The sequence below is a fragment of the Deltaproteobacteria bacterium genome (assembly GCA_016709225.1).
Lineage (GTDB): Bacteria > Myxococcota_A > Polyangia > Nannocystales > Nannocystaceae > Xiheibacterium > Xiheibacterium phototrophicum.
On the sequence record JADJEE010000002.1, the window covers coordinates 1,535,636 to 1,547,540 of the forward strand.

At 71.9% G+C, this 11,905-nt stretch carries 8 protein-coding genes; 4 read left to right on the forward strand and 4 right to left on the reverse strand.

From position 1 onward, the window contains the following. Window positions 1–112: 112 nt before the first annotated feature. Window positions 113–1,048: a slipin family protein gene (locus IPH07_20615; protein ID MBK6919811.1), complete on the reverse strand. Its 936-nt coding sequence runs from the start codon at window positions 1,046–1,048 to the stop codon at window positions 113–115. 158 nt (window positions 1,049–1,206) lie between these two features. Beyond that, window positions 1,207–1,803 (reverse strand): hypothetical protein, encoded by a 597-nt coding sequence (locus IPH07_20620; protein MBK6919812.1) that lies wholly within the window; start codon window positions 1,801–1,803, stop codon window positions 1,207–1,209. Between the two features lie 92 nt (window positions 1,804–1,895). On the opposite strand from IPH07_20620, the gene IPH07_20625 reads away from it, so the two are divergent. The 4 genes from IPH07_20625 to IPH07_20640 all read left to right on the forward strand — a co-directional run bounded on the left by IPH07_20625 (window position 1,896) and on the right by IPH07_20640 (window position 10,262). Then, the gene (locus tag IPH07_20625) at window positions 1,896–3,587 is read left to right on the forward strand and encodes an ATP-binding protein (GenBank protein MBK6919813.1); all 1,692 of its coding nucleotides are present in this window, start codon (window positions 1,896–1,898) and stop codon (window positions 3,585–3,587) included. Then, window positions 3,566–8,335, forward strand: coding sequence for a hypothetical protein (locus tag IPH07_20630; protein ID MBK6919814.1), 4,770 nt, complete (start codon window positions 3,566–3,568; stop codon window positions 8,333–8,335). The genes IPH07_20625 and IPH07_20630 overlap by 22 nt, the downstream gene beginning before the upstream one ends. 185 nt (window positions 8,336–8,520) lie before the next feature. Continuing rightward, window positions 8,521–9,444 (forward strand): hypothetical protein, encoded by a 924-nt coding sequence (locus IPH07_20635; protein MBK6919815.1) that lies wholly within the window; start codon window positions 8,521–8,523, stop codon window positions 9,442–9,444. Window positions 9,445–9,506: 62 nt separating this feature from the next. After that, a complete protein-coding gene (locus IPH07_20640; protein ID MBK6919816.1) occupies window positions 9,507–10,262 on the forward strand; it encodes a hypothetical protein in 756 nt (251 codons plus the stop codon). 12 nt (window positions 10,263–10,274) lie between these two features. Here the strand turns inward: IPH07_20640 and IPH07_20645 are convergent, their stop codons facing one another. Together IPH07_20645 and IPH07_20650 are read right to left on the reverse strand one after the other, a co-directional pair. After that, window positions 10,275–10,865: a polymer-forming cytoskeletal protein gene (locus IPH07_20645; GenBank protein ID MBK6919817.1), complete on the reverse strand. Its 591-nt coding sequence runs from the start codon at window positions 10,863–10,865 to the stop codon at window positions 10,275–10,277. A gap of 45 nt (window positions 10,866–10,910) precedes the next feature. Beyond that, window positions 10,911–11,813 (reverse strand): hypothetical protein, encoded by a 903-nt coding sequence (locus tag IPH07_20650; GenBank protein MBK6919818.1) that lies wholly within the window; start codon window positions 11,811–11,813, stop codon window positions 10,911–10,913. Window positions 11,814–11,905 lie beyond the last annotated feature (92 nt).

The following is an 11,905-nucleotide window of genomic DNA, read 5'->3' on the forward strand; positions in this document are numbered from 1 at the left end:
TGGGCGCTGCTAGTACCTCGACACAGGGATTGTGATGGGTCAGAACGCCGTCATGGCCGCGACTCCGCAAGGCGCCGTGCCGCCGGAATACCGGGCGTATCAAGGTGCGGTACTAGCCGTCGTCGCCCACCGGGCGATGCGCGGCGGGTGACGGTGGCTCGCCCTGGCGCACGCGCACCGGCGCAGGCACGCCGGCGTCGCTGCCCTTGGCGGCGGCGATCGCCGGGGCGGTCGGCGCAGCGGCGACCGCCGTCGCGCTGCCCAGCACCTGCTTCACCACCGCGGTGATCTGCTCGACGTTCGCGCCGCGAGAACCCATGCCGCTCATGATCTCGATCGGGATCGGCAGCACGATCTTCGACGCCGGCTCGCCCGAGATCTCCACCATGGTCTGGTAGAGCCGCAGCTGCATTGCCGCGGGGTTGCGCGACATGACGTCGGCGGCCTCCGAGAGCTTGGCCGCCGCCTGTAGCTCACCCTCGGCAGCGATGATCTTCGCCCGACGCTCGCGCTCCGCCTCGGCCTGCCGCGCCAACGCGCGCTTCATCTCCTGCGGCAGCACGATGTCCTTGAGCTCGACCGCCGAGATCTCGACACCCCACTGCTCGGTGCGGGTGTCGAGGATCGTGCGGACTTCGTCGTTGACGCGATCGCGATGGGCGAGGATCTCGTCGAGGTCCATGCGGCCGATCACCGCGCGCATGGTCGTCGCCGCCAACTGCAGCGTCGCCGGCATGTACTGCTCGACCTCGAGCACCGCGTGCATCGGCGACTCGACGGTGATGTACACGACCGCGTCGACCATCACCGAGATGTTGTCCTGCGTGATGACCTCCTGCGGCGGGATCTGGACCACCTTGGTGCGGGTGTCGACGGTGCGCGCGCGATCGATGCCGAGCGGCAGCATCAGCACCATGCCCGGACCCGACAGCTGCTTGCGCGCCCGACCCAGTCGGAACACCACCGCGCGCTCGTACTCCCGCAGCACGCGCACCCCGGTGAGCATCACCACGCCAGCCATGAACAACAGCGCGAACAATATCTCCATCGTGACCTCGGCCCTCCGCGGGTGCCCGTAGCCTGCGCCGCGGGTGCCGATGGGTGCAAGCACACCCTCGACCGCGGCAGAGACGCCCCGCCACCGCTGGCCGATAGGCGCCCCCTGCCCCGTCGCACGCAGCTCCGCGCGCCCGCCAACCGCCGGTGCTAGCGATTGAGCAGATCGATCTGCTCGGCGTGCTCGACCGCGTCGGCATCGGGCTCGGCCGCGTCCGAAGGCTCGAGACCCGCGAGCACCGCCGCGAGCTCGGGCTGCTCCGCGGTGAGCTCGGCGATCGAGCCGTCCACGTCGTTCGGCTCGATGATCCAGTCCTTGCGGCTGTAGAGCGTCTGCGTGCGCTTGCCAGAGCCGAGCTCGAGACACAGCTCGAACGGCTCGGGCGCCTCGTCGGCGCACTCCCACGTGCGCACGCGGAGGCTGGCCTTCTGCTGCTCCTGCGGCAGGAACACGCTCAGCTTCTCACCCTCGAGCCCCCACTGGAACAGCTCGACGAAGTGACGCCACTGCGAGGACCGGCCGACCGCGCCGATGCGGCCGCGGGCGTGTCGCACGAGCACGAGGTGATGGACCATGTCGCGCTGATCGGTCGGCAAGCGCTCGATCCACACCTGGTTCACGGCGTGCTTGGCAGACTCGGCCACCGCATCGTCGCCCCCGAACATCCGCTGGCCGAGCATCCACGCCCCGACGCCGGCGACCCCGAGCAGCCCGACGGCCACCCACTTGTTGCTGGATTTCGACATGGCCGACCGTACCAGGTCGTGCGGGACGGCATTTCATCGACCGCTGCACCGCGCGATTCCGGGGGCTTGGCGGCTCGGGGCACGTCGTGGCCGTGGGCTCGCAGGCCCCGGCGCCGCCGGCGATCCTCTGTACGACGCGGGTGTTAAGCTCGTGCGCGACCGTGGCCAGCACCGCGACCCCGACCGTGCACGCCGCGCTCGACGAGCTGGTGCACCAATTCACCGATCGCTTCGCGTTCGTGCGCGAGCTGGTCCAGAACGCGATCGACGCCGGCAGCGACGAGATCGATGTCGACGTGCGCTGGCAGGCCGGCGAGCACGGTACCGGCGTCGTGTCGATCCACGTGGACGACTTCGGCGACGGCATGACGCGCGAGATCATCGAGAAGCGCCTCACGCGGCTGTTCTCGTCCTCGAAGGAGGGCGATCACACCAAGATCGGCAAGTTCGGCATCGGCTTCGTGTCGGTGTTCGCACTCGACCCCGAGTTCGTGTGCATCGACACCGCGCGCGAGGGCGAGAGCTGGCGAGTTCTGTTCCGGCGCGATCGCACCTACGAGCTCATCGCGCTCGACCAACCGGTCGACGGCACCAAGATCACGCTGCTGCTGCCCGGTGACGCCCGGCGCCACGCCGAGATCGCCCGCGGTTGCGAGGCGGCGCTCCGACACTGGTGCCGTCACGTTGCCGCCGACGTGCGCTTTGCGGGCGCTTCGGTGCGGGAGCCGTTCGCGCTGCCGCACGCGGTGGTGAGCATCGAGCTCGACGACCCGTTCGCGAAGATCGTCGTCGGACACCACGCCGACCTCTCGAGCTTCCACGCATTCTACAACTCGGGCCTCACGCTGTTCGAGACCACCGTCGCCCGCGGTGCCACCGCCGCGCTCGATGGGCTGGCGTTCAAGGTGTCGTCGCCGCAGCTCGAGCACACGCTCACCCGCGATGCGGTGATCGAGGACGAGGGCTTCCACCGCGCGCTCGCGCGGGTGCTGGCCGGCGCGCGCACGGAGCTCGCCGCCGCCGTGTTCGCAGCGCTGGCGCGTGAGGCCGAGCCGAGCCGGCGCGCGGCGTTGCAGCGCGTCGCGCTGTGGCACGTGGCTGCCGACACGCTCGCGCCGGCGATCGCCGCCGGCCATGCCGTGGTGCACACGCCGTCAGGGGTCGGGTTGTCGATCTCCGAGCTGCGTCGCCGCGCGAAGGACCGCGGCATCGGCTATGCGCGGCAGCGCAGCACGCTGACCGACGCGCTCGAGCAGGCCGGCTTCGTGGTGCTGCACGGCTCGCGCGAGACGGTGCTCGAGCAGCTCGCCGAGGCATTGGTACCGCGGGCAGACCACCACGAGATCGAGACCCGCTGGTGTCGGCCGCAGCTGCTGCGGGAGGAAGACTGCCCGCGCGCGTGGCCGCAGCTGCGCGACGCGCTGGCGGCACTGCTGCGTGCCGCCGGGGCCAAGCTCGCCGGCATCGTGCCGGGTGACTTCGACTACCCCGACTCCGCCATCGTCGAGCGCGTCGCGATCACCCAGCCGGAGCCCGGCGCCATCGTCGGCCTCGACGAGCTGCACACGCTCGCGACGGGGGTGTGGAGCAGGCGACACGCGCTCGTGGTCCACCTCCGCCACCCAGCGGTGCGCGAGTTCCTCGCGCTCGCGTCGGGCGAGCCCGAGCTCGCTGCCTACCTCCTCGCCAAGGCGCTGCGAGTGGGACGCAGCCTCGACGAGGCGGTCGACACCCGCATGCTCGAACACGTGATGGAGCGACGATGGCCGAGCTCGACGCCATAGCACAGCGCCTACGCGCCGAGGGTCGCGCCGCCGCGACGGGTGGGTTCACCCTCGATGCCGAGCGCGCGCGCGAGAAGCTGCGACAGTTCCAGCTCGCGGACCCGCACCGCTACGTGCTGCTGATGGTCCAGGCACTCGCGGTGCGTGGTGCCACCACCGTGCACGCGCGCATCGATACCAGCTCGCTCACGCTCGAGAGCGACGCGCAGCCGTTCTCGTTCGAGGAGCTGAGCGAGCTGTATCCGCTGCTATTCAGCGAGCGCGCACCTCCGCCCGGGCTGCGCGAGCTGGCGCTGGCGCTCAACGCCGCGATGGCGCTGAACCCCCGCAGCGCGGTGCTCGAGTGCGGCGCCGCGGATGCCAGCGGCGTGCGCCTCGAGCAGCGTGTCGGTCGCGACGACGTGATCGAGCGCGCCACCGGAATCACCCCTGGCGTTCGGCTGGTCGTACGCGAGAGATTTCGCCCGGGCCTGGTATTGCGGTTCTTCGCGCTCGGCAGCAACGTCGTGCGCGAGCAGGTCCTGCTCGCCACGCGCTGTGCCCACGCAGGCATCGGCGTGCACATCAACGGCGTGGCGGTGCCGCCGTGGCAATTCCCGCCCGAGTGCGCCTGGGCGCACGACGTCACCCTCGGTGGGCGGGCGATCGGCCGCATCGCGCTCGCGGCCACGGGCGGTCCCGGCGAGATCGAGATCGTCCGCCATCACGTGTGGCTCGCGACCCACCGCTTCGAGGCGCCCGAGCTCGCGTGCATCCGCGGTGCCCTCGATGCCTCGCACCTGCGCACGGACGCGTCGATGGCGGACGTCGTGCAGGACGAGCACTACCAGGAGCTACTCGCGGCGATCGCCGCCGCGCGCGACGGTGCACTGTCGGCGATGGCGAGCGAGCTCGCCGCGGCGCCACCCGACGCCGTGCCGACGCCGCTGCGGGATCTGCTGTGCCTGCGGCTGGGGCAACACCTGGCCGCTGGCGGCGATCCCCAGGCTCCGCTCGCGCAAGCCGGCATGGCGCTGCGCCTGTGGCCCTGCCTCGACGGTCGCCGGCGCAGCACCGCCGAGATCGCACAGCAGCTTCCATTCGGCTTCGTGCCCAGCCGCATCTTCGAGCAGCCGTCGCCGGCGGAGCGCGCGACGATGTCGAGCTTTGCCCACGTGCCGCAGCTCGGCGACTCGGATCGCGCAGCCTTCACGGCGGTGTTCGGTGATCAGGCGGTCAACCTGGGGCCGCTGCTGCGGCGGGCAGCGATCCGCGAGGGCAACCTCCGTGCCTGGCGCGCGCGCCCCCTCGAGCCACGACTCGAGCCCGACGCCTACGCATTGCTCGAGCGCTTCGACGAGGGCGGCTTCACCGGTGAGATCGGTCAGGTCCGCGACCCCGTGCAGGATCGATCGTGGCTGCGCATCGTCGTGGACGGCTGCATGTTGGTGCAGCTCTCGATCGACCTTCCCGACGCGCCCCATCACGTGGTCGTGACCGGCACGCTGACCCCGAACGAGACCTATGACGACGTCGTTCGCGATGACGCGTTCGCAGCGTGCATGCGCGTGGTGCTGGCGGCGTACCACCGGATCGCGCGGTTGCTCGCGCAGCGACACGGGGACGGCGGTGTCGTCGACCTCGAGATGCTGTTCGAGCACGCCCACGCCACCAACACGCCGGCGGGACTCCGACGCGTGCTCGCTTCGGTGGGCATGCGCGCGCCGCAACTCCAAGCCTTGCTCGACGATCGTGCCGCGCCGTGGCGCTTCGACGTCGCGAGCGCGTCCGCCACGTCCCCCCACCCGCTCGCGACGCTGCCGCTGTTCCAGGATGCCGCCGGGAACGCCGTCGACCTGCGAGCGATCGCCGAGTCCTTCGCGCGCGATGGTCAGGTCCGGGTGATCAGCCGCCAGCGCCCCAGGCTCGCGCACGCACCGACGTTGGTCGTGCGTGCGAGCGAGCGCGGCCTGGCGCTGTTGCAGGCGCTCTTCGGCGACGACGCCGTGAAGCGCGTCGGTCGCGAGTTCGAGCACTGGATCGCGCGCGACGAGTTCTTCGCTTCCGCCGCCGTGCCCACGCCGTGGCCCACGAACTGCACGCTGGGGCCGCTGCGTTTCGGCGACGACACCGTCACCGGCGAGGTCGCGATCGTAGCCGTCGCGGCCGCAGCGGCCGACACCGAGCTCGAGCTCCGGGTCGACGGTCGCGTGCTCACGCATGATCGCCTTCCGTTTCGCATCGGCAACATGCGCGTCGCCGTCGAGATCCCGGACGCCTGGGTGCTGCCGACCTGGGACGGCGTGCAGCCGGGCCGACGCGACGCCGTGCGCCGCTGCGTCGCGCTCGCGCTCACGGCGGTGTGCGAGGCCCTGGTTGCCGCCGGCGACGCCCTCGCGCCGCAGCTGGCCCACGCCGTGTTGGCCGCGCTATCGCACGCAATGCCGCGTCCCGAGCACGTCGACGCCTGGGTCGCGTTCGGCACCGATCCCGGGCCGACCGCGCGCGCCCAGACCTACGCCGAGCTGCTGAGGCTGGTCGAGCACCACGATCCAGCGCGCGTGTACCAGTCGCTCGCGCGCACGGTGGCCAACGGCGTCGCGCCGCTGCCCGCCACGGTGGCGCACGGACTGCCGCGTCGCCCTGCGTCCCCCGACCGCGTCACCACGGCCGCGCTCGGCTGCGCCGACCACCTCGAGCGCATGATGGAGCTGCCGGTGATCTCGACCACACGCGGTCGCAGCCTCACCTTCGCCGAGGTCGCGGCAGCCGCGATCGCCGAGCGACGCTGGCGCTACGTCGCCAGCGCGGACGCGGCCGACGTCCCGGTCGACTTCGACGAGGCCGGCATCGTGGACGAGTCCATGCTCGCCCCGCTCAGCGCGCTGCTCGGCTCGCGCCTGGTCGACGCCGCGCCGGAGCTGCAGCGTGCGGCCCGTCGGCGGGCCTTCGAGAGCGCGCCCGTACTCGAAGACCTCGCGATTCCGCCTGGCATCGCGCTGGTGTCGGCGGTGATCGAGGATCCCGAGTTCCGCGGCGAGCTCGGGCTACCGCCGGTGCTGCCCGGCGTCACGGTCGAGCGTGCGATGGTCACGATCTGCACGCGGGGTCGCCCCGTCACCTCCGTACAGCCCGTGCCGGGCACGCCATGGATCGGCGTCATCGACACGCGCGACTTCGGTTCGGAGAGCGACTACACGCGGCTGACGTCGATCGAGCGCGTGCGCGTGACGTCCATCTGTCGGGCCCATCGTGCCCGGCTCGCGCGCGCCATCGCTGCTGCGTGGAACCCCGCGGGCCGCGACGCCGCCATGCTGCGGGCGTGGGCGCTGCAGCTGATGACCGAGCTGCTGCCCGAGGGCGACGTCAGCGATCGCGCGCTCGCCAACGCCGGCCTGCGCGAGCTGGCCAGCGTCGCGTTCTTCGTCGACGCCGACCTGACACCGCGCACGCTGGCCGACCTGCGCACGCGCTTGCGCCCGGGCGGGGTCCTGCCGCTGGTGCGACTGCCTGGTCTGCGCGCGGACAGCTGGCTGCCGATGGCGCGCGATGACGCGGAGTACCGCGCGCTCGCGGGCCTGTTCCGTCGCGTCGAGGACTCGCAGCCGCTGGTACTGGCGCGGCTCGAGCTGGAGCGACTCGAGCGCAGCGGCCCGCCGCTGCCGCGTCCACCCGGCGACGCGCTCGTGATCGCCACGATCGACGGCCGCGACCTGAGCGGGAGTCTGTGGTTGACCGCCGAGCCCGACGGGGCAAAGGGCATCGTGCTCGGCCGCGGCGGCAAGGCGTTGTCGACCTGGCGCGGTTCGACGCTGTTTCCGTGCGCGGGTGCCCTGGAGGGCGAAGGCATCGAGACCGCCGCCGACTGGAGTGGCTGCGAGCTGTCGCGCACGCGTGCCGAGTACGTGAAGGGTCGAGCGGCGGGGTTGTATGTCGAGCTCGTCGAGGACCTGCGGCGCGCACCGTTGTCGATCGACGATCGCCGGACCGAGGTGCTGCGCGCGCTGTTGCTGCGGCTCGGCGAGTTCCCCCGCGCGGGTCGGAGCTGGCCCAGCCACGTCGCGCGACGGCTCTTCCGCGAGCTGCGTGATCTTCCCTTGCTGCCACTCGCCAACGGGCACGCGATCGCGTGGACCACCGCGCAACGGGAACGCCCGCAGGAGCTCGCGTCGCTGGGCCTGTGGCGCGAGGGCGACGCAGCGGTCGCGGACGTCGAAGAGGCCAGCGTCGAGGACGTCGAGCCGAGCCCGGCGGCAGCGGCGAATCCGAACCCAGTGCCGGTCGAGCCCGCACCGGTGGTGGCGCCGTCGACCGCCTCGATGCCGACCGCCGCGACCGCGACCGAAGCCGTGCACGCGCCCCCGGTCGCCCCCGAGCCGCGCCCGCCGAGCCCCGATCAACGGCTGCTGGCGGCCGTCGTGCAGGAGCTCCGGATGCTGCGCAGCGGCGATCATCCCGGCCCCGCCGACGTGCACCTCGAGCTCATCGAGGTGCGTGCGCTCGACGGACGTCGCGTGGTCCGCTGGCACGACGCGCGCGCGTGCATCGACGCGCGGCACCCGTTGGTCGGACGCGCGCTGGCGACCGACGCCGAGCCACTGCTCACGAGTCTCATCGCATCCGCGGCGGTGACGGTGCTGAACCTCGCGCTCGACGACGTGACCGACGAGCAGGAGGCGCGTTGGCTCGCAGCGCACGCGGCGTACCTGCGGACGGCCGCGGGCCGCGACCATGACGAGGCGTCGGCACGACCGCCCTCGCACGCTTGAGAATGCGTCGCACCTCACCGACTCGGCAGGCGCGTCCACGTGCACGCGCCCCAGTCGTTCGAGTGTCGCCACGACCATCGGCCACCGCCTTCGTGATTTGCGTACGCGCAGCGGTGTAGCGCGCGACGCGAGCGTCCCCCGCCCGCGCGGATCGGACCGAAGCTGTCGTGGTGGAGCGGCAAGACATGCAGACGACATCACGCAGGGTTGCGGCACTCGCACTCGCAGCCGCCTTCGGCTGCGCCAACGACGGTGACGGCACCAGTGCCGCGTGGATGCCCGACGACAGCAGCGGCGGTGCGATCACGACCGGCGCGACCACCAGCGCCACGGCGGCCGGCGGCAGCAGCGACGGCGGCGGCGTGGGCGAGACCCGTGGCGGTGGCGAGAGCAGCTCGGCCGGCGACGATGGGCCAGACGCCAGCTCCAGTGGCGACGGCGGCGTGTGCCTGATGCCGACCGATCCGCGCAGCGCCGATGCCGAGTGCTGCGACGGTCGTTGCGGCAGCACCAGCCTCGGCACCGTGTGCTGCGGCGACATCGATGCGCCGTGCACGACCGCCAACGGTGAGGACTGCTGCGACGATCTACTCTGCGTCGCGGGTAGCTGCGTCGACCCGGCCACGGTCGTGTGCGAACCCGCGTGCACGCAGGCGCCCGCGCTCGTGCTGGAGAAGAACCGCCTCGCGGCGATCGGTGGCAGCTTCCTCGGCATCTGCGGCGACGCCAACCACACCTACGGCTACCACGTGCCGGCCGCGAACCTGCCCGCGAGCGACTACTCGCTCGAGGGCGCGGCGAACGTACCGGTCTGCGAGTGGCACGCAGCTGCGATCGACATCGGCATGGACTGGCCGGCCTCGCGCGAGTGGTTGGCGTGGCTCATCGAAGGCATCCGCACCGATCAACTCGTCGGCATCGCCGAGGTCATCGGCTCCTACGATGGCGTCGACGTGCGCTACTGGTCCGACGACAGCGGCTGGTCGCAGGAGGGCGTGCCGTACACCGGCTCGGGCCACGACACCTGGACGCATGTGTCGATCTACCGCTCGACCGCGCTGCAGGACCACGGGATCCTGAGCGGCTGGAACGCCGACGGCATGCCGTGAGCACCACGGGCCTTGGGGCCCAAGGCGGCTGCCCATGCACACCGTGGTATCCTCGTCGCTCGATGCTCGAGCGCGTGACCGCGATCCTGGGATGCTTGCTCGGCGCGGCCGCGTGCTCGGTGCAGGCGGGTGACGACGGCCCCCAGGGCACCGCATGCACCCCGGGCGCGCCGGTGTCGTGCTCGTGCCTCGACGGTGCGCTCGGCACCGCAATCTGCCAGGCCGGCGGCGTCGTGGGTCCGTGCACCTGCGGGGCGGCGACCGATGGCAGCGGTGCATCGAGCAGCGGCAGCGGGTCGAGCGGAGGTAGTGGCTGCGCCACCGACGGCTGCGCCGACTCCGGTGCATCGAGCAGCTCCGAGAGCGGCGACTGCTCGGCGACGATCTACGCGGGCAAGTTCGACGGCATGCCGGTGCCGTGGGGGTTCCAGGGCGAGATGGGCCTGGCGGCCGGCAACGCCGCATGCGCCAGCCTCGGGGCCGACCACGTTTGCGAGTACCAGGAGGTCCGCGCGGCCGAGGCGGCGGACGAGTTCGCCGGCCTCGTGAACACCTTCGCGTGGGTCCATCGCGAGACCATCGAGGATGTCGAGGCGGTGCCGTCGGCGCCTGGCCCCGGCGGTCGCTGTGTCGACTGGACCGACGGCACCGGCATGTTCGCCGATGGCGAGTGGCTCGAGTTCACCGCCCAGGGCGTGGTGTATCACCTCGATGCCGACACCTTCTACGACGGGCTCGATTCGAGTCACACCGACGCGATGTCCTTGCCGTGCGCGAACATCATGCGCTCGGTGTTGTGCTGCAACGCCGCCTGCTGAGCGACGCGGCGCCTAACGCCGCGTCATCGTGCAGCGCCCCTGCAGCGTGGCGCCCTCATCGACCTGCACGGCGACTGCGCTGACGTCACCAAAGACGCGGCCGCTGCTGCGGATCGCGAGCCGACCGCTCGTGGTCACGCGGCCGCGCACGAGCCCGCCGATCACCGCATCGGTGGCGACCACGGCGCCCTCGATCGCGCCGCCTTCGTCGACGGCGACGCGCAGCGCCGAGATGTCGCCGACCACCGCCGCCTCCGGACCGATGTGGATCGCCGCGCCCGACTCGACGTCGCCTTCGATGCGCCCGGCGATGTAGAGGTCGGAGGCGGTCGCGATCGACCCGATGATCGTCGTGTCCTCCGACAGACGTGTGCCGTCGTCGCGGATCGCCGACCCACTCGGCGTCGAGCTCCTGACGCTCGGCCCGGCCGGCACAGCGGGCTCGGCGAGCGCCGCCTGGTCGTGGGCGACCGCGCGCGCGAGCGCATCGTCGGAGTCGAACGACACGTCGATCGCGACCGCGTCGGTCGGGGTTTCGCTCGCGGGCGGCAGCGCTGCCTGCGGCTGGGGCTCGTCTCGTCGCTTGGGTTTGAACCACGCCATCGCTTCGGACCCTCGGGTGGGTAGCCGCATGGTCCTTCGGATGGCTCACTGCGGCAAGGCGCAGGCGCCGACGTTCGCGTATGCGGCCGGAGCGGTGCCTGGGTCGAACCACGGCACGCACTCCTGGCCGCCGCCGATGGTGCACTGCTCGTCGGCATCCGGTGCCGTCAGATCACACAGGTGCGAGCAGCAGCCCACGCTCGAGTCGCATCCTGGCACCGTAGCGGGGGCGGCACAGAACAGCCCGGGCGCGCAGGCGTTCGCGAACTCGCAGGCCGCACCGGCCTTGCCGCCGCCATCGGAGCCATCCAGCACGCACACGAATTGATCGCGCGACGGGGTCGGCAGGCACGACGCGGTCAGCGGACAGTCCTGGACCAGCGGATCGCACAGCGAACGGCAGATGTTCAGCACGCCGCCATTGGCAGCCGAGCACACCGTTGCTGCGGCACACGTCGGGTCTTCGAGGGTGCCGCCGCAAAACGGCACGCAGATGCCGAGGCCGTCGCTGGTGCCGACGAAGTAGCACATCGAGGTCTCGTCGCAGTCGTCGATGCCACTGACCGGCGAGCCTTCGACCATGCAGGGTTCGCCGGGCGCCGCCGCACCCTCGGGCACCGTGACGCAGTGGGTCGCGTTCCACGAGTCGCCACCATCGGCGGCCCACGGCATGCATTTCGAGCCGGCGGGGCAGTCGTGCGCGAAGGTGTCGCACTCGAGCACCGGCCCGCCGTCGGGTTGCAGGATGAAGTCGACCGCAGTGTCCGCGGAGTCGCCAGCGGCCGTGACCATCGTCGCGCCCGCGCTCGCACTGCCCTCGGCCCCGGCGTCGCCGCCGTGTTCGCGACCGCACGCCAGCGCCAGCGCGAGGATGCCCGGCGTCACCCAGCGGTTGCCGGCGTGGGCCCGCGTCGCGTCAGCGCGGCGTCGAGGGGGGGCATGCATCATCGCCGCCACCAGTATGGCCGCCAGCTCGCGAGCATGTCGAGCGCCGTCTGGACGGGCGCACCGGCACCGCGGCAGCGGCAACCGAGCGATGG

Bases quoted from the DNA above. Each gene is read 5' to 3' on its own strand.
- IPH07_20615 (MBK6919811.1), bottom strand. From the start codon at position 1,048: ATGGAGATATTGTTCGCGCTGTTGTTCATGGCTGGCGTGGTGATGCTC.
- IPH07_20620 (MBK6919812.1), bottom strand. From the start codon at position 1,803: ATGTCGAAATCCAGCAACAAGTGGGTGGCCGTCGGGCTGCTCGGGGTC.
- IPH07_20630 (MBK6919814.1), top strand. From the start codon at position 3,566: ATGGCCGAGCTCGACGCCATAGCACAGCGCCTACGCGCCGAGGGTCGC.
- IPH07_20635 (MBK6919815.1), top strand. From the start codon at position 8,521: ATGCAGACGACATCACGCAGGGTTGCGGCACTCGCACTCGCAGCCGCC.
- IPH07_20640 (MBK6919816.1), top strand. From the start codon at position 9,507: ATGCTCGAGCGCGTGACCGCGATCCTGGGATGCTTGCTCGGCGCGGCC.
- IPH07_20645 (MBK6919817.1), bottom strand. From the start codon at position 10,865: ATGGCGTGGTTCAAACCCAAGCGACGAGACGAGCCCCAGCCGCAGGCA.
- IPH07_20650 (MBK6919818.1), bottom strand. From the start codon at position 11,813: ATGATGCATGCCCCCCCTCGACGCCGCGCTGACGCGACGCGGGCCCAC.